Origin of the sequence: Rhizobium sp. BK379 (genome assembly GCF_014193955.1) — a bacterium.
Taxonomy (GTDB): Bacteria; Pseudomonadota; Alphaproteobacteria; order Rhizobiales; family Rhizobiaceae; genus Rhizobium.
This window is the reverse complement of the sequence record NZ_JACIAD010000010.1, coordinates 298,065-315,237: the sequence shown is the minus strand read 5'-3', so window position 1 is coordinate 315,237 and position 17,173 is coordinate 298,065. Positions and strand designations below refer to the sequence as shown.

The 17,173-nt window shown below is 61.2% G+C and carries 22 protein-coding genes; 14 read left to right on the top strand and 8 right to left on the bottom strand.

Annotation, left to right across the window (positions count from 1 at the left end; translation table 11 throughout):
• Nucleotides 1–4 precede the first annotated feature (4 nt).
• The 4 genes from FHT93_RS33315 (at nt 5) to FHT93_RS33300 (ending at nt 2,590) form a co-directional block, all read left to right on the top strand.
• Nucleotides 5–1,378, top strand: a complete 1,374-nt coding sequence (locus FHT93_RS33315; protein ID WP_113015196.1) for a hypothetical protein — start codon at nt 5–7, stop codon at nt 1,376–1,378.
• A complete protein-coding gene (locus tag FHT93_RS33310) occupies nt 1,362–1,889 on the top strand; it encodes a DUF2249 domain-containing protein (protein ID WP_112546991.1) in 528 nt (175 codons plus the stop codon). Before FHT93_RS33315 ends, FHT93_RS33310 begins: the two co-directional genes overlap by 17 nt.
• Complete coding sequence (locus FHT93_RS33305; protein WP_112971444.1) at nt 1,876–2,181, top strand: metal-sulfur cluster assembly factor; 306 nt, start codon at nt 1,876–1,878, stop codon at nt 2,179–2,181. Before FHT93_RS33310 ends, FHT93_RS33305 begins: the two co-directional genes overlap by 14 nt.
• 106 nt (nt 2,182–2,287) lie before the next feature.
• The gene (locus FHT93_RS33300) at nt 2,288–2,590 is read left to right on the top strand and encodes a DUF6522 family protein (RefSeq protein ID WP_113015198.1); all 303 of its coding nucleotides are present in this window, start codon (nt 2,288–2,290) and stop codon (nt 2,588–2,590) included.
• Nucleotides 2,591–2,633: 43 nt separating this feature from the next.
• Here FHT93_RS33300 and FHT93_RS33295 read toward each other — a convergent pair whose 3' ends face one another.
• Nucleotides 2,634–3,851: an NnrS family protein gene (locus FHT93_RS33295; protein WP_183851262.1), complete on the bottom strand. Its 1,218-nt coding sequence runs from the start codon at nt 3,849–3,851 to the stop codon at nt 2,634–2,636.
• A gap of 200 nt (nt 3,852–4,051) precedes the next feature.
• On the opposite strand from FHT93_RS33295, the gene nirK reads away from it, so the two are divergent.
• The 3 genes from nirK (at nt 4,052) to FHT93_RS33280 (ending at nt 6,931) form a co-directional block, all read left to right on the top strand.
• On the top strand, nt 4,052–5,200 hold the full coding sequence (nirK, locus tag FHT93_RS33290) for a copper-containing nitrite reductase (RefSeq protein WP_113015200.1): 1,149 nt from the start codon (nt 4,052–4,054) through the stop codon (nt 5,198–5,200).
• Nucleotides 5,201–5,283: 83 nt separating this feature from the next.
• Nucleotides 5,284–6,246: an SUMF1/EgtB/PvdO family nonheme iron enzyme gene (locus tag FHT93_RS33285; protein ID WP_183851261.1), complete on the top strand. Its 963-nt coding sequence runs from the start codon at nt 5,284–5,286 to the stop codon at nt 6,244–6,246.
• Complete coding sequence (locus FHT93_RS33280; RefSeq protein ID WP_112546997.1) at nt 6,236–6,931, top strand: Crp/Fnr family transcriptional regulator; 696 nt, start codon at nt 6,236–6,238, stop codon at nt 6,929–6,931. Before FHT93_RS33285 ends, FHT93_RS33280 begins: the two co-directional genes overlap by 11 nt.
• Nucleotides 6,932–6,997: 66 nt before the next feature.
• On the opposite strand, the gene FHT93_RS33275 is transcribed toward FHT93_RS33280, so the two are convergent.
• From FHT93_RS33275 to FHT93_RS33255, 5 genes are all read right to left on the bottom strand, one after another.
• Entirely contained in the window at nt 6,998–7,285 is a 288-nt protein-coding gene (locus FHT93_RS33275; protein ID WP_112546998.1) for a hypothetical protein, read from the bottom strand.
• A 341-nt stretch (nt 7,286–7,626) separates the two neighbouring features.
• Nucleotides 7,627–9,006 carry a 4Fe-4S binding protein gene (locus tag FHT93_RS33270; protein ID WP_183851260.1) on the bottom strand — a complete coding sequence of 460 codons (1,380 nt, stop codon included), beginning with the start codon at nt 9,004–9,006 and terminating at the stop codon, nt 7,627–7,629.
• Complete coding sequence (locus FHT93_RS33265; RefSeq protein WP_113015205.1) at nt 9,003–9,857, bottom strand: FTR1 family protein; 855 nt, start codon at nt 9,855–9,857, stop codon at nt 9,003–9,005. The genes FHT93_RS33270 and FHT93_RS33265 overlap by 4 nt, the downstream gene beginning before the upstream one ends.
• On the bottom strand, nt 9,854–10,201 hold the full coding sequence (locus FHT93_RS33260; protein WP_112971451.1) for a cupredoxin domain-containing protein: 348 nt from the start codon (nt 10,199–10,201) through the stop codon (nt 9,854–9,856). The genes FHT93_RS33265 and FHT93_RS33260 overlap by 4 nt, the downstream gene beginning before the upstream one ends.
• Nucleotides 10,201–10,743, bottom strand: coding sequence for an iron transporter (locus FHT93_RS33255; protein WP_113015206.1), 543 nt, complete (start codon nt 10,741–10,743; stop codon nt 10,201–10,203). Before FHT93_RS33255 ends, FHT93_RS33260 begins: the two co-directional genes overlap by 1 nt.
• Nucleotides 10,744–10,960: 217 nt before the next feature.
• On the opposite strand from FHT93_RS33255, the gene FHT93_RS33250 reads away from it, so the two are divergent.
• Nucleotides 10,961–11,641, top strand: a complete 681-nt coding sequence (locus FHT93_RS33250) for an NnrU family protein (protein ID WP_113015207.1) — start codon at nt 10,961–10,963, stop codon at nt 11,639–11,641.
• Here the strand turns inward: FHT93_RS33250 and FHT93_RS33245 are convergent.
• Both FHT93_RS33245 and FHT93_RS33240 read right to left on the bottom strand, forming a co-directional pair.
• Entirely contained in the window at nt 11,596–12,234 is a 639-nt protein-coding gene (locus tag FHT93_RS33245; protein WP_112547004.1) for a UbiX family flavin prenyltransferase, read from the bottom strand. The genes FHT93_RS33250 and FHT93_RS33245 overlap by 46 nt on opposite strands.
• On the bottom strand, nt 12,218–13,726 hold the full coding sequence (locus FHT93_RS33240) for a UbiD family decarboxylase (RefSeq protein ID WP_113015208.1): 1,509 nt from the start codon (nt 13,724–13,726) through the stop codon (nt 12,218–12,220). The genes FHT93_RS33245 and FHT93_RS33240 overlap by 17 nt, the downstream gene beginning before the upstream one ends.
• Before the next feature lie 101 nt (nt 13,727–13,827).
• Between FHT93_RS33240 and FHT93_RS33235 the strand changes: the two genes are divergently transcribed.
• The 6 genes from FHT93_RS33235 to FHT93_RS33210 all read left to right on the top strand — a co-directional run bounded on the left by FHT93_RS33235 (nt 13,828) and on the right by FHT93_RS33210 (nt 17,139).
• Entirely contained in the window at nt 13,828–14,334 is a 507-nt protein-coding gene (locus tag FHT93_RS33235; RefSeq protein WP_113015209.1) for an SCP2 sterol-binding domain-containing protein, read from the top strand.
• Nucleotides 14,325–15,302, top strand: coding sequence for a peptidase U32 family protein (locus FHT93_RS33230; protein ID WP_113015210.1), 978 nt, complete (start codon nt 14,325–14,327; stop codon nt 15,300–15,302). The genes FHT93_RS33235 and FHT93_RS33230 overlap by 10 nt, the downstream gene beginning before the upstream one ends.
• 3 nt (nt 15,303–15,305) lie before the next feature.
• Nucleotides 15,306–16,223, top strand: a complete 918-nt coding sequence (locus FHT93_RS33225; protein WP_113015211.1) for a U32 family peptidase — start codon at nt 15,306–15,308, stop codon at nt 16,221–16,223.
• A complete protein-coding gene (locus tag FHT93_RS33220) occupies nt 16,220–16,642 on the top strand; it encodes a hypothetical protein (RefSeq protein ID WP_112547009.1) in 423 nt (140 codons plus the stop codon). Before FHT93_RS33225 ends, FHT93_RS33220 begins: the two co-directional genes overlap by 4 nt.
• A complete protein-coding gene (locus FHT93_RS33215; protein WP_112971460.1) occupies nt 16,639–16,845 on the top strand; it encodes a hypothetical protein in 207 nt (68 codons plus the stop codon). Before FHT93_RS33220 ends, FHT93_RS33215 begins: the two co-directional genes overlap by 4 nt.
• Nucleotides 16,846–16,956: 111 nt before the next feature.
• A complete protein-coding gene (locus FHT93_RS33210; RefSeq protein WP_112547047.1) occupies nt 16,957–17,139 on the top strand; it encodes a twin-arginine translocase TatA/TatE family subunit in 183 nt (60 codons plus the stop codon).
• Nucleotides 17,140–17,173 lie beyond the last annotated feature (34 nt).

Genomic DNA, 17,173 nt, shown 5'->3' with positions numbered 1-17,173 from the left:
CGCCATGATGCCAGTAGGCACGACCCTGTCGCGGTGGACGATGTCGTATTTCGGCGCGGCGCTGTCTTACCTGCTGCTGGCGGAGTGCCTGCTGGCAGCCGGCGTCTGGACGCCTTCCCTTGGTATCGCCGAGCCTGGAGCGCTTGCCATCGTGCACGCCGTGACACTCGGATGGCTTTTGCTTCTGATGATCGGATCGTTGCTTCAGTTCGCGCCGGTCCTGACAGGCAATGACAGACCGGCCAGCCGCGTCGATCCAACCATTTTTGCCGGCATGGTCGCCGGCCCGGCATTTCTCATGCTGGGCTTTTATCTGATCGGCCTCGGTTCCTCTGCGGCCGGTCCGGTGATGATTGCGGCGACTGCTACGATTTCAACCTCCATCGCTGCTGTTTCGCTATCCTTATCTGCCCTACTCTGGCGAGGAAGACGCGTGCATGCCGCCTCTTTTATCGTCCTTGTCGGTATCGGATGCCTGCTCGTCACGACAGCCTTCGGCGCCCTGTTTGCGTTGACGATCTCCGGCCAGGTAGAAGCACCCGAAATCGTGGCCTATGGCATGGAAACCGTAGCCTTCCACGCGAGCTTCGGCCTTGGCGGATGGATGACCTTTGCGGCGATCGGCGTCAGTTATAAGCTGCTTCCGATGTTCCTGCTGTCCGACGACATGCGCAAGGTCCAGTTCGTTCGCCGAGCGAGCACACTGTCGGTTGTGTTCCTGTCGGTGGCAGCGATCGCCGCCGCCGTCGAACCCGATTTTGCACGCGTGGTTTTCCTGTCGGCCGCGGTGCTGTTTGGGCTGATCGTAGCCGCCTATCTCTTCGAAATTTACCGAACATATCACGCCAGGCGCCGCCCCACGCTCGAGCTGAATACGCTGGGATCGCTGCCGGCCTTCGCGATGCTCGGCCTCTCCGTCTCCCTTCTTGCGTTGTCCCTTTTCCTCGATGCCGAGACGCGTATCGTATCGGCGATCGTCTATCTTTTCGTGTTCGGCTGGCTCACCGGCTTCGGTCTCGCCCAGCTCCTGAAGATCGTTCCATTCCTGACCTGGATCGAAGCCTTCGGTCCGCTTCTTGGCCGCAGACCGACGCCGAAGCTTGGCGAACTGATCAACGGGCGCCGCGCCGGCGTCTGGCTTGGCATCTTCTACGTTTCGGTATTCGGCGCCGCGGCCGCGCTCTGCGCTGGATGGGACTTGGGTTTTCGTGTGTTCGCGATCGTTCAAACCGCATCGACGCTCGCTCTTATCGTCGAGCTGGTGCTCGCCCGCGCGCTCGCGAATGTAGAACCAGAGATCAAGACCGCACCCTTTCACAAACCGGCGCTGTTCGTCGCCGCAAACCACAGAGGTAACGCCAATGGTTCAGTTCCGTGAACTCGACGTCCGACAGATCCTGCGCGATGGCGGTATGCCATTCCAGCTCATCATGGACACGTTCGCCGGCCTCGATCCCGATGAGGGTCTGAAGCTGCGCGCAATATTCGAGCCCGTCCCTTTGATCCGCCAGCTCGAAAAGCGCGGCTATTCACATGTCGCAAAGCGTCTGGCAGACGATGACTGGGAAATCGATTTCGTCCCGAACAAGCCCATTCAGCGATCGGAACCCGCTATCGCCGCGACGGAAGCGGTCTGGCCCGAGCCAGTCTGGAACCTCGATCTGACCGACCTTGCGCCACCGGAGCCGATGGAGCGCATTCTGTCCCGGCTGGAGACAATGGACGACGGCGAGGTTCTGTTTGCTCTTCTCAACCGGGAACCCGTCTTCCTCTTCAACGAATTGAAAGCACGGGGTCACGAATGGATCGGCAACTTCGATTCGTCCGGCAAGACCTACCGAATCATGATCAGGACGACCACGGGAGATCAGAACAATGCTGGTGCCTGAGGTGACGCAACAGGACGTGCGCAATGCGCTGCGCGAGATAGAAGACCCCGAAATGGGAACGAGCATCGTCGATCTCGGCCTTATCTACGAAATCGATGTCACCGAGCCTGCGGTCGTGAAGATCAAGATGACCACGACCACCCGCTTCTGTCCTGCGTCCGGCTATATCGCCGACGCGGCGCGTCAGCGCATCGAGGATATTGCCGGCGTAAGCCGAGCCGTCGTCGACCTTGTCTACGAACCGGCCTGGTCGCCGGACATGGTATCGCTCTTCGGCCTGCCGAAGACCTGAGGCTTTGCAGTCACGTTTTTTCCTATGGCGGACCGATCGCCCGACGAGCAGGATTGCACATCGAGTAGGGACGGCCAGTCTGCCCTCCCATTTGATTGGAAAGGCCATGAGCGAAGACTTTGCGGATAGGACGAGCCTATTTGGATTGCAGACAGACGGCAGCCCCATCGTCGACGCTGCCGTGCTCGCAGGGCGCTTCGGCCTTACGCCCGACCTCCTGCTGGATCATCTGCGCAGGGGTTTTGTCCGCTCGAGAGTGGAGATCGGCGCCGGTGACGACACCGGCAAGCGGCGTCTTTCCGTCCGTATCGGCAATCGGGTCTGGATTGCGATCGTCAACGAGGACGGCTGTGTGCTCAGCGAAGAAATGCGGTTTTCGGGCATGGTGCCGGGAGGCGAGCGCAGCTGAACGAAAAAAGGCCGCTCGTGCGGCCTTTTCGATGCCGGCAATGTCACCCTCCCCTCATCGTCAGAGGCTTGCGCCCCGACCATAGGAGCGGCGCATGTTCCACCACGAACAATCCGAAAGCCGCCGTCCAGGCGATCGCGGCGACCGCAAGGATCTCGGTGCTCAGCGCCGGGATGAGTTCGGCAAGCGGCCGAACGAGGGCAACACAGCCAACCAGGACATAGGAAATATTGGTCATCCGGCTCGATTTTTGTTTCCGCCCGGTATGACCGCGTGTTGCCCGCGTCATCACTGCGAGCATCATCATCGAAATCGTACCGATCGCGAAGACATGCAGCACGGCCACTTCGGGCAGCCACCCTGCGGCTTGAAGCGAAATGGCGGCAAAACCGAACGGTACGAACAGGAACGTGGCGTGCAGGACGAACAGGATGGGTTCCCGCCAGGTGGTCCAGCCGCGCCAGCGAACAAGCCTGATCATGTTGAGGACCGCCGCGACACCCGCCGTCCCGCACGCTCCCGTCGAATCCGGCGCGCACGCCCACAGGACAAACGCGACAGCACCGATGATGATGGTTGCCGCATCGAAACTGTTATACGGCACCGGAAAGTCCGTACGGCCGAACTGATTGATCCAGTTGCGGGTGAAACTCGGCAGGATTCGGCCCCCGACAATCGTCACGAGCAGCACGTAGGCACCGATCCCGAAACGTATGGCCAGTTCCGGACCTGCGCCGGCGATGACCTCGATGTGGAAAAGCACATTTGCGAGCGAAAGGACGAAAAGCCCGGCGATGACCTTCAAATCCTTCCATTTTTTTCCAGCCACAACCTCTCTCGCGCAGATGAGGAGCATCACCGGCAGGAACAGGCTGTCGACCGCGGCGGCCGGCACGATCCCGATCGAGCCGCTGAGCAGCATGGTGATACGGCCGGCGCACCAGATCGCAAACAGCACCGCCAGTGGCCTGCCCGCGATCGGCAGCCGTCCGGTCCAGTTCGGGATCGCTGTCAGCAGGAAGCCGGCCAGAACGGCTGGCGCGAAACCGAACAGCATCTCATGCGCATGCCAGTACAATGTCCCATAGTCCGATGCGACGGGAACGCCGAAGCTGAGATAGGCCATCCATAGGGCTATGCTTGCGATGGCCCAAAGCGCCGATGCCAGAAAGAAGGGCCGGAACCCGTAGGAGAAGAGCACCGGTCCGGTTCGCGACATGCCGCGCGGAAGATCTCGCGTGGCATCCGAAGTGTTTTTCATTTCCGTGTCTCCAAATTGACGACACAGCAATGCAAAAGTTTCTTGGGGTAGTCGTTGAGATTACGCAAATAGCGGCAGCAGAACTTTGCGCTGACACAAACAGTCAGTTTGCTCCAAATCAAAGAGTCCAGCGGAGTTTCTACTACCTTCCTTCTCGACCGGGCGGCATTCGCTCGCTCTTCGACTACGGGAGATTAGAAATGACGAATACTCTGCAAATGACCCGTCGCACGATGCTTGCGGGCGCTGCTGTCGCAGGAGCGCTGACGCCCATCATCATCGCGAATAACGCTGCCCATGCCGACGAGGTGGTGGCAGCGAACACGCCCAAGAAGGCGCCGACCGTCGACTTCACCAAGCTTCAGCGCGAGAAGGTCGAATTGGTCAAGCCGCCCTTCGTCCACCCCCACAGCCAGAAAGCCGAGGGTGGGGTGAAGATCAAGGAATTCACGCTGACCATCCAGGAAAAGAAGATGGTGCTCGACAAGGACGGGACCGAGGTGAACGCGATGACGTTCGACGGTTCGGTGCCTGGTCCGATGATGGTCGTGCACCAGGACGATTATGTGGAACTGACACTGGTCAATCCTGAAACGAACACGATGCAGCACAATATCGACTTCCACGCTGCAACCGGCGGGCTTGGCGGCGGCGCATTGACGGTCGTCGGCCCCGGCGAAAGCACCGTCCTGCGCTTCAAGGCGACGAAGGCAGGCGTCTTCGTCTACCACTGCGCGCCTCCCGGCATGGTACCCTGGCATGTCACGTCGGGGATGAACGGCGCAATCATGGTTCTTCCACGTGAAGGTCTCACCGACGGTCACGGAAAACCCCTCGTCTACGACAAGATCTACTATGTCGGCGAGCAGGACTTCTACATCCCGCGCGATGAGGACGGCAAATTCAAGAAATATGACAGTCCCGGCGAGGCCTACGAGGATACGCTTGCCGTCATGAAGACGCTGACCCCCACCCATATCGTTTTCAACGGCGCCGTCGGCGCGCTGACGGGCGACAATGCCATGACCGCCAAGGTCGGTGAGACCGTGCTCATCGTCCATTCGCAGGCCAATCGCGATACGCGGCCGCATCTCATCGGCGGCCATGGCGAATATGTCTGGGCGACCGGCAAATTTGCGAACGTGCCCGACGTGGACCAGGAGACCTGGTTCATCCCGGGCGGCACGGCGGGTGCTGCGCTCTACACCTTCGCGCAGCCGGGCATCTACGCCTATGTCAACCACAACCTCATCGAGGCATTCGAACTCGGTGCGGCTGCCCACTTCAAGGTCACCGGGGACTGGAACGACGATCTGATGACTTCGGTGAAGTCGCCGTCGGCCAGCTGACCTTGATGGGACTGTGCAGGCCGTGAGGGCGGCCTGCACAGTATGTTTTCTTCCAAAAAGGGGGCGCATGTTGCGAAAAGGACATGACACCGCACGCCGAGACTGCAGGAGTTTCCGGCATTTCGATCGCACTTCCGCTTGTGCTTCTTGCGGTCCTTTCCGCAACGCTTGCGGTTGAGGCGGGGCTCGTGAACATCGGGCGGCGCGATGCCGCATTTGTCGCTCCCGAGGTCATAACCATTGCACCCCATGAATTCCAGTATCGCGACGCGACAGAGTATTTCCGCAGCGGCCTGGCTGTCGACGCACCGAAGCATAAGGCCGACGTCCGGATGCCTCTGACGATCACGAGATATCAGACGAGCCTTGCCGAGTATGACCGTTGCGTGGCCGACGGCGCCTGCCCCGAGCCGGAAGTGCGAAGTGCAACCGCCGGCGACGACACGCCGGTCAGCGGCGTCAGCTACGAGGATGCGCTGCGCTACGCGAGCTGGCTGTCGCAGAAGACGGGCAAATATTGGCGACTTCCGACCGACTTCGAACTCGCCTACGCTGCGGCCGACCGTTTTCCCGATGATGCACTCGGCATCGAGGCGGACAGCAAAAACCCTGCGTTGCGCTGGCTTGCAGACTATGAACGCGAGGCACGGCGCACCGCTTCGAGCGACCCGGCTCCGCAGCCAAGAGGATCGTTCGGCGTGAGCCAGACCGGCCTTGCCGATTTCGGCGGGAACATCTGGGAATGGACCTCGACCTGCAACAGGCGCATCGACCTCGACAAGCAAGTCATTGTCGACGAGCCTGATCCGGCGAATTGCGGCATCATGATCGCCGCCGGCAGGCACCGCGCTCCGATGAGCACCTTTGTGAGAAATCCCAAAGGCGGCGGATGCTCGGTCGGCAGCCCGCCGGACAATCTCGGTTTCCGGCTCGTTCGCCGACCAGGCCTCCTCGAGAGCATCGAAGACTTCACCCGCAGCGCCATGACCGATATGATCGGCGGCGCCATTTTCAGAGGAGTTCAGCGGGACGACGATGAAAGTTGACCGTACAGTTTTGAAGTCACTGCCGCTTTTCGAGCGCATGACGGATGCCGATCTCGACGCCATGCTCGAGCACGCCACACCGCGCCGCATCGCCCAGGGCGATGCGGTCTTCGAGCAAGGAGCGCCGGCAAGATCGTTCTTCCTGCTGCTGCACGGCAGGCTCAAGGTCACGCAGGTCACGCATGACGGCCAGCAGATCATCGTCAGGATGGTCCATCCGGGCGACCTGTTCGGCTTCGCCATGGCGCTGCGCCGACAGGACTATCCGGGCACGGCCACAGCCGCCGCGGAAAGTCTCATCCTCGGATGGCCGACCGACATGTGGTCACGGTTCGTCGAGCAAAATCCCCGCCTGGCGATGACCGCGATGCAGACGATCGGCCAGCGGCTTGAGGAGGCGCACACGCGCATCCGCGAGATGTCGACCGAAGAAGTGGAAAAGCGGGTTGCCCATGCCGTGCTGCGTCTGTCCAAACAAGCCGGCAAGGCGGTCGGAACCGCGATCAAAATCGATTTCCCGATTTCGCGGCAGGATATTGCTGAAATGACGGGCACGACGCTGCATACAGTGTCGCGAATCCTGAGTGCCTGGGAAGGCAAGGGCATCGTCGAGGGTGGCAGGCAGAAGCTGACTGTCACCGATCCGCAGCGTCTTCTAAGACTTGCTGAAGGCGAAGACGACTAACGGCCACGCGGGACACTGCCCGGAAGGATTTGAACCGAGCCCGGTCCCGTCGTGGCTTGGCTTGTCCTAGTGGAAGGTGTCGTGCGACGCCTTCCACGCCTCGATATCGTCCTTCGATACCCTTATCCGGGAAAATGACGAGTGCGGCTGCAGGCGCATCTTGGAGGCGGCGATTTCGCATATCGTTCCGACATGCTCCTGCAGTCTTGTCTCATCGGCGCGCGGCGGATTGCTGATCTCCCGCAAGGCATCGCGATCGATGATGACCACGCGCTGTGCGCCCTCGTGCTCCATCAGCACGACACCTGTTTCTCCGGAAGATTTCAGAAATGCAGTGATGAACCTCGGCAACATCCAGGCTTCCTCCTCTTTCGTCCACGATGGACCAGAGCATAGCGGCTGGTGTTTCGACGTCTTTGATGTCCATCAAAGAGAAAGAAGGCCGAACACCGTAAAACTCAGCCGATGGTTCGCGGCGAGTGGTCGCGTTTCGGACATAAGGAAAGGAATGCCGGTGCCTACATCGCAAAAGCCCTTCATCGTCGAAATCAAGAGACGCCGACGCCGTCGTCCGGCTCGCCACGTTGACCTCACCAAGAGCCCGCCTGACAAGATATCCGACACGGTCAGGCCCGCCGGTTTTGCCTCGCGCAGCTTGCACACTCCAGGTCTGGCATCGTGACCGGTGCAGCACGTCAACTCAGGAAGGCTGCAATCCAGGCGATCGAGAAAGACGTAATCGGAACGGCCATGATCAGTGTCGCCAACACTCTGTTGGCAAGACGCGTGTCGTAAAAGACACCGATCCGGAAGACCAAGGCTGCGGACCAGGCGGCCGCAGCAAGAATAATACCGCCGCGAAACTGATCCGAATAGGGTATGACGACGCCGTCGGAGCGCAACTGCGAGACGGTCAGCGAAAGCAGCCCACTGAAGAGACAGGCCGCAGCAAGCGGAATGAGCGCCTGGGTCAGATGATGGGAGAAACCTCCCTTCATCCGAAGGATCCTTGCGCATGCAGCAAGGGGAATGCCGAACATGAGCGTGGCCGCGGTGACCGAAGCCGACAGAAGTGTCAGAAGCGCGACGGCATCCACTGACGTCATGACATCATTCTCCAAGGGATAGTCGGTCAGGATCCACCAAGGCAGGCGCAGCGAAAGCGGCCAGACCAGATGCAGATCGAGGCATCGCTCCACCAGCCACAGGCGGATCACCTGGAAGAGGCCGCTATCGGACCAATGCAAGGCGGCTGGAACCAACCCGAGCAGAACCGGCACGATCAGAATTGTCTCCCACATGGTCGCAAGCCGGCCCGACCCGTGGACGATGTCGCTCGCCGGATTGCGCCAGCAAAGCCGGATCGCTCCGCGATAACCGGAGCACCGGCCGCACATGTGGCAAGCGCTAGCGCCTTGCATGGTCTTGATGGGGATGAGCGGCGCGCAATTGACGGCGTTCGATCGTCCCTGCTGCCCGATGCGCCAGCTGTCGGGGTCAACACGGAAATGCAGTGGCGCGATTTTCGAAACGATCCCGAAGACGCCGTTGACCGGGCACAGAAACCGGCACCAGACCCTTTTTACCTTTCCATAGCGCGCGCCGATGACGATGGCTGCGAAGGTCGAGCCGCCAAGCAGCAATGCTGCGGGCCTCGGATACTGGTAGATGCTTGTCAGCTGCCCATAGACCGTAGTCGAGACGAAGGACACGACCGGCCAGCCGGACCATTTCATCCATCCCGGAATTGCCCGCCCGGCGCCGCGCTGGCTGGCAAATTCCGAAAGCGCACCTTCCGGGCACAGGATCCCACACCAGAAGCGGCCCACCAACGCGGTGGCAAGGATGATGAACGGCCACCAGACACCCCAGAAAACAAACTGTGCAAAGCGCACGGCATTGCTCCACACATAATCGGTGTGCGTGGGAAGCGGCAGCAGGAGCGGAACCGTCAGAAGCACCGCATAGAGTGCCACCATTACCCATTGAAGACGCCGGATAGCCGCCTGATGGCGGAGAAGGACATCACCGAACCTGGCAACAAGTGCCGGTGCGGCGCGAAGAGAAGACGTCATGCAGGCGCCTTGCCGGTCAGAGGAGGCGCATAGGCCAGAGACGCGATCAGCCAGTAGAAGCCGATGCTCAGAAGAGGAAGAAGCTCCGGCCGGGCGCGATAGCCCGCCAGACCGGCGAGAAAGGCGCCGAAGCCGGCGCCATCATTGAGCAACCGGCTTGAATCCCACAGTGGCTCTGTCATCGGCGAAAGAATTCCAAGCGAAATCACCTTGTCGACGACAAGCATGGTCAGCCCGCTTCCGAGGATCAGGAGCAGCACCTCGCTGAAGCGTGAAAGCACCGTCCTGGAGATCAATTTAGACCCGGCTTTAAACGCCCAGAAGCTGATCGCAGCAAGCACGAAGCCGGACAGGCCCGCGGCGACGACGAAACCGGCCTGCCAGCTTTGCGGCGAAGCCATCAGTCCGAACAGGAAGACAACCGTCTCCGCGCCCTCCCGGGCCACCGCCAGCGCTGCTAGCGTGGCAAGCCCGAGCCAGTTACCGGTCTTTACGTGCCGGACGGCCCTGTTTGCGAGATCTCCGGTCTGGCCACGCTCCATCGCGCGCATCCAGAATACCATTCTGAGCATGAGGACAGCGGCGAATGCTGCCATGATCATCTGCAGGATATCCTCGCCATCCCCTTCGAGGATATCGCTCGCCCTGCTCACGATCAGCGCCAGCATCAGGGCGAGCGCGAGGCCGGCGCCAGCGCCGGCAAGGATCCAACTGGTTGCCCGTCCACGTGTCGCCGGCGCCGCCCTCGCGGACCACGTCAACAGTATCCCCACAACCAGCAAGGCTTCGAAGCTTTCCCGCCAGACCACCGAAGCGATCTCGAATGTCTGCAGAGTGAGATCCGCGCTCATCGGGCGACCAGCGCTGCAGGAGGCATGTCGAGATGGAAATCATCGAAGAAGGCATAGTTCCCTTCGCGCAATGAGCGGAACACGAGGAAACTCGATGCACCGGGTGCCAGAACCTTCTCTTTGCGCAGCGGAATGCTCTCGAACTCGATCGGGGTCGAACCGTCATTGTGGAGTTCGAGCTTGAAACGGGTGTTCGCAGGCACCTCGATGACCGATGGTGAGACGACGCCATTGCTGAAATGAACCTCGAAAACCGGATCTTCCTCTTCGGCGAAGGCGGTCTGACAAGGTGCCATCAGCGCGGCTGCAGCCAGCAGCCGCATCAACCAGCCGATGGCACACATCAATAACCGCCCTTCTTGCCAATGCCGGCGAAAACGAAGTCGAATTTCAGCGCAAAAGCGCCGGGCCAGACAGCAACGCCTGTCTCCTTGTCGACGTGGCGTCCGAAAGACATCTCGCCGTGACCGCCCGGATGAACGTTGAGCTCCAGCCGATAGCGGCCCGGTCCCGACAGCTTGACGTTGTCGCCGTAATGCGGCCCGTCGCTCGCGACCATGGGCTCCAGCGATCCGACTTGCTCCTCACCATTGTCGAGGTTCCTGACCGTGTATTCCACATGCAGGTTGGGAAGCCAGTCGCCTTCCGCAAAGCCATTTGCATTTTCGGCAGTCGCGTGGATGTCCGCCTCCAGATGAATGTCGGACTCCGCTGCAGCACGCATCATGCCGGGCGGATCCATCTCGATCGGCTGCAGGTAGACCGCTGCGACTTCCATGCCCGCTGCGATCTGAGGTGAGCCGATCGGATATTCGGCAGCCTTCAGGGCAAGCGGCATTGCGATGAGAACGAGAGGAGCGGCGAATAGGCTGGCAGCGCGGAGCATGATGGCAATCCCTAAAGATGAGTGTTGCCGTCACGTTTAACAGCGCGATCGCCCTGCTCTTTGCGCTGGCGCAAAGATGCGCGGTTTAGCGTCGGGCAGGCCTTTGCCGGCCGCACGCGACCCAAATCTCATCAACGGGTCGCCCATTGCTTGACTCTGGTCAAAGCTGTGGCGGGCCGTGACCGATACATCACCTTCGCCAAAGGGGGAAAATCACGTGATCCAGTTCGTCAGCGCGTTTGGTGTCTTTCTCATGCTGCATTCGATCCCGGCGATCCCGAACATTCGCCTTCGTATCATCCGGTCGATCGGCAAGCCGACCTATATCCTTGGCTATTCCGTTGTCTCGCTCGCGGCGCTGGTCTGGCTCTTTTCCGCAGCACTTGCCCTCGACTATGTCCCGCTGTGGGAGCTGCGTCCCTGGCATGCGGCGATGACCTTCCTGCTCGCGCCGGTCGGGTGTTTTCTCGTGCTTGCCGGTCTGATGAGCGCAAATCCCCTGTCCATATCGATCCGCTCGGCGGGGCCGGCCGGAGCGGTTTCGCAAATCACCCGACATCCCGTGCAATGGGGATTTGCTCTCTGGGCACTCGGCCATGTCGTCGCCAACGGGGACTTGCGTTCGCTTCTCTTGTTCGGAGGTCTCGGGCTTTTCGCACTCGCCGGCATTCCGATGGCCGAGCGCCGGGCGAGAAAGCGTCTCGGCGCTCACTGGGAGGTCTACGCCGCGCAGACATCCGTCTGGCCCCTGGCGGCGTTTGTTTCCGGGGTCCGGCCGAAATCGGACACGGCGCTTGTGGCAGCAGCGGTGGCCACGATCGCGCTGGTCGCCTGGCTGCTCCTTGCGGGCGGTCACGCCCTGCTCTTCGGCGCCGACCCGATTTCCGTCTTCGGCTGATTGAAGTCCGCCTCGCCGGACCAGGCGCTTGCCAGCGGCGCGACCGGCAGGCCCAGGAGATCGACGGCGCGACGGGCAAGGTGATCTACGATCTCCTGCACCGACTGCGGGCGATTGTAGAAGGCGGGGACCGGCGGCATCACGATCCCGCCCATTTCGGTAACTGATGTCATGTTGCGCAGATGCCCGAGATGCAGGGGCGTCTCTCGCGTCATCAGCACAAGCCGTCGCCTCTCCTTGAGCTGGACATCGGCGGCACGCGCGACAAGGCTTGTAGAAAGGCCGGTTGAAATTGCGGCCAGCGTCTTCATCGAGCAAGGCGCAACGATCATTCCCGCGACAGGAAACGAGCCGCTGGCGATGGTCGCACCGATATCGCCATTGTCGTAGCTTCTGTAGGCCTTTGGCAGCATCCCGTCATGGGCGTCGGCCCCAGCCTCGTGCAAAAGGGTCCGCTTGCCGCTTTGCGTGACGACGAGATGGACCCGCACGCCGAGCCCGCACAAGAGATCGAGGACAGCAAGGCCAATAGCCGCGCCTGAGGCTCCTGTAACCGCCAGTACGACGTCGCGCTGCTCATGAAACGATGTCACGTTTGATCCTTTCCCATGTTGTTGCTGCGCGCGCCGCAATGTCTGACGGCATGCGCAGTTCGCGACCCCATTCGCGGTCGCTCTCCGGCCCGATCTTGCGGGTGGCGTCGAGGCCCATCTTCGTTCCGAGACCCGCTCGAGGTGACGCGAAATCGAGATAATCGATCGGCGTGTTTTCGAGGACCGTCAGGTCGCGCGACGCGTCGAATCGCGTGGACACGGCCCACATGACATCCTCCCAGCTCCTCACGCCGATGTCGGCATCGACCACGATGATCAGCTTGGTGTAGTTGAACTGCGGCAGCATCGACCAGAGCCCCATCATCACCCTGCGCGCCTGTCCCGGATACCGCTTGTCGATGGAGACGACCGCCGTGCGGTAGGAACAGGCCTCCGGCGGCAGCCAGAGATCGCAGATTTCCGGAAACTGTCGCCGCAGGATCGGGACGAACAGCTCTGTCATCGCCTCCCCGAGCCTGGAAGGCTCGTCCGGCGGGCGGCCGGTATAGGTCGACAGGTAAACCGGCGAGCGGCGGGTGGTGATGGCGCTCAACCGGACGATCGGAAAGGGTTCGACGCTGTTGTAATAACCGGTGTGGTCGCCGTAGGGGCCTTCAGGCGCAGTCTCATCGATCGACACGTGCCCCTCCAGAATGATCTCGGCGCAGGCCGGCACGTCGAGCGGCGCGGTCAGAGCGCTGACGACCTGCGTGCGCGCGCCACGCAGAAGACCGGCGAAGTTCAGTTCGCTCACTCCTTCGGGCAGGGGCATGACAGCGGCAAGCAGCGTCGCAGGGTCGGCGCCGATTGCGATCGCCACTGGCATGTCCTGACCGCGTCGCTGCCATTGGCGGAAGTGCTTTGCGCCGCCGCGATGGGCAAGCCAACGCACGATCAGGGAGGAGCGGTCGCGAACCTGCATCCGGTAGATGCCGACGTTGACGTCGGCAGGATCGTCGGGGTCGCAGGTTATCACCAACGGCCATGTCACCAGGGGGGCCGGCTCGCCTGGCCAGCACCATTGGACTGGAAGCATGCCGGTATCGATCTCGGCTCCACGGTAGACCACCTCCTGCGACAGGGCTGTGCGTCGATGCCTCGGCCGCATGCGACTTGCGGCCGTGAGCAGGGACAGCTTGCTCAAGGCGTCTGAAAGCGACTTCGGCGGAGATGGGTTTCGAAGATCGGCGAGATCCTCTGCCAGTCTCCCGAGGCCACCCTGCCCGACCCCGAAACCAAGCTCTATGCGCTCCCTGGTGCCGAACAGATTGACGAGCACCGGGATAGGGCTGCGCCGTCCATCGGCGTCTATCGGTGCCTTTATGAGAAGGGCCGGCCCGTTTTCCTCAAGGACATGCTGATGCAGGGCTGTCAGTTCGTGGACGAGCGACACGGGTTCGTCGATCGACAGAAGCAGCCGGCGCTGCTCGAGCTCGCGAATGAAGGATTGCAGGTCGGCATGACGTTTGATCTTGGGCGCATCATTTAGCATGGGGATGCAATCGGCGAGGAAACCGCTCCTGTCTTTGTCTCAAAACAAACAGGGCGAATGCGACAGGCCCTAGGGTGCCACTCTCACGAGAAGAGGCCTTTATGCTTGTTCCATCCCGCTTGATGACCGCGGCCGGTATTGTGCCGTTGCCGATCGCGGCCCGCGCCGCATCCCTGCTGTTCGAGCAGGTGCTCAAATCCCACCCCCGGCTCTTCGACCGGCTCGGGGATTATCGATATTTGTGTTTTGGCTTTGCTCCCTCGGACCTTGCCTTCGAGTTCGTGATCCGGCCCGCCGGAGGCAGTATCCGAACTTTCCGGCGCGGGCGCGCACCGGAAACGGACGCCAGGATCAGTGGCCCCCTGCTTCTGATGCTCGGGCTTGCCGAGGGCCGCCTGGATGGTGATGCCGTCTTCTTTGCCCGCAAGCTTGCCGTGACAGGCAATATGGAAGCTGTGCTCGCACTTCGAAATGCGCTCGACGACAGCGGAATCGATCTGGTGAAACTGGCCGGAGACATGTCGGGGCCAATTCGCCGTCCCGTGATGGCGGCACTCTCATCCATCCGGCGCCGTGCACTCAAAGCCGAAGGTGCCGGATGGAACTGATATGCCCAGCCGGAACCCCCTCGTCCTTCAGGGAGGCCGTCGATGCGGGTGCGGACGCGGTTTATTGCGGCTTTCGCGACGAAACGAACGCCCGAAACTTCCCAGGTTTGAATTTTGATCTGCAGGAGCTCCGACAGGCCGTTTCCTATGCCGGCGCCCGAGGCGTCAAGACATTCGTGGCACTGAACACATTCATGACGGCAGGGCGGGAAGATCTCTGGTATCGCCGGGCGCAGGAAGCAACCGATGCCGGGGCCGACGCGCTGATCGTCGCCGATTTCGGCCTGATGGCCCATGTTGCCGAACGTCACCCGCATCAGCGCCTGCATATTTCCGTGCAGGCTTCAGCCTCCAATCCGGACGCGCTTGCCTATCTGGTCGAAAGTTTTGGCGCAGCGCGCGTTGTCCTTCCCCGAACGCTGACGGTCGCCGACATTGCCCGCATCGCCCGTCACGTGCCCTGCGAACTTGAAGTCTTCGTCTTCGGCGGCCTCTGCGTCATGGCGGAGGGACGCTGCTCGCTTTCCTCCTACGCCACCGGAAAATCGCCCAACATGAACGGCGTCTGCTCGCCGGCAAGCCACGTTCGCTACCGGCAGGAGGGCACCGACATGGTATCGGAACTGGGCGGGTTTACGATCAACAGGTTCTCCGAGAAGGAACCGGCCGGCTATCCAACCCTCTGCAAGGGGCGCTTCGAAATCGGCAAGAGCAAGACCTACGCCTTCGAGGACCCGGTTTCTCTCGATGTCATGGACCAGCTGGACGAACTCCAGGCAGCCGGTGTCACAGCGCTGAAGGTAGAGGGGCGCCAACGCGGCAAGGCTTATATCTCGCAGGTCGTTTCGACGCTCCGCGCCACGATGGAAGCCGCACCCGCCGATCGTCCCGCACTCATGGCCCGCCTCAAGGCCCTCAGCGAGGGACTGGAGACGACGCATGGCGCCTATGAGAAGCGGTGGAGGTAAGAGATGAAGCTGACACTTGGCCCGCTCCAGTATCTCTGGCCGACCGACCGATGGCGCGACTTCTATTTCGCGATCGCCGACGAAGCGCCTGTGGATGTCGTCGTTATCGGCGAGACGATCTGCTCGAAGCGCCTGCATTTCATGGAGGCCGAACTTGCTGTCGTCATCGAGCGGCTGGAGGCAGCAGGAAAAGAGGTCAGGCTCTCGACACTGGCGCTTGTTACGCTCGATCGCGAGGCGAATTATCAAAGGGCACTCGCTCAGGAGGATGTCAGGCTCGTCGAGGCCAATGATCTCTCCGCCCTCTATCTTCTGAAGGGACGGCCGCACGCCGTTGGACCGTTCATCAATGTCTATAATGCAGCGACAGCACGCGTTCTGGCATCCAATGGTGCGACGGCGATCTGCCTGCCGCCGGAACTTCCGGCCTCTTCCATCGCCGCCATTGCCCGGACCTGTCCCGATCTGGATCTAGAAGTCTTCGCCTTCGGCCGCATGCCGCTCGCCATCTCCGCGCGCTGCGCTCACGCCCGCTCGAAAGGGCGAACCAAGGACAATTGCCAGTTCGTCTGCCAGGAGGATCCTGATGGCATCACGGTCAACACCATTTCAGGCCAGCCCTTTCTCGCCCTGAACGGCGTGCAGACGCTGTCGCATACCTGTCAGGCGCTGCTCGAGCGATCCGACGAATGGACGGCACAGGGTGTCAGTTCGCTTCGGCTGTCGCCGCAGACCTGCGACATGGTCGAAGTATCCTCGACTTTTCGCGGGATGCTGAATGGAGCAATCGAGCCTGGGCAGGCGCTGACCAGGCTGCGCGATCTCTATCCGGACATTCCGCTATCGAACGGGTTTCACCACGGCAAGAGCGGCGCGGAATGGGTCGCGCGCCTGAGAAACGCAAAGGATTTGGCACAATGAAGATGAGACTGTCGGAAAGCGACGCTCCCGGCGACAGACGGATCTTCTCTGCTCTGCGTCAGATAAAGGCTTTTGCGAAGGACCCGGATTCCGACTGCAACTGCACCCTCATCATCGGTGAATTGCTCGCGCATCTGGTTCCAAGACAAAGAGCCGCCGTCGTGCAGGAGCTGTTCATGTCGGCGCTGCGCCAAAAAACGAAGGTCGGCACGCTCCTGGAACTTCTGAAGGAACTCGAGCAGTTTGGACCTGCCTCCGAAATCGGCGAGATCGAGGAAGCGGCTCTGATTTTCGACGATGTGGCAAAGCAGGCAAGAATGGGCTCTCAGCTGCTCAGAGCCTTCGTCGCCAATCGGCGAGACATTCTTGGTGCCCAGCAAACCCTTCTCGCGAAAGAGGCCGGGGAAATTCCATCATGAAGGCAGAAAACCGCCGGGATCGGCACGTCGACGTGCTCGAGGTCATAAGCTGTGGCGGCTCGCCCGGCGGGGAATCGCGCGCAGCTCTCGAAATGTTTCTCCTGCAGACACGGCCGACCCTCGCGCCGGAGCCGACTGCCGGCGACCAACTGAACGGTCTGCGTATTGGCGTCAATGAGGCGGGCGGGAGGCCACGTCCGTGAAAGCCGGCCAGTGGTCGACCGGTATTGTCACCGACATCATCGCATTTGCGCCAGATCAATCACGGTCGAGGCTAATGGTTTATGCTCGTCATATTGCAAGGAGTGATCGGAATGGGAAGTTTTAGCACCTGGCATTGGCTAATCGTCCTTGCCATCGTCCTCATCCTGTTTGGACGCGGCAGGATCCCAGAACTCATGGGCGACGTGGCACATGGCATCCGGGCCTTCAGGAAGGGATTCGACGACGAGCAGGTCAGCGGAAAGGACAGGCACGGCGATGCAGATCGGCCTTGATCCTGACCGACACAACTGTGCTGGATGCCGGGGG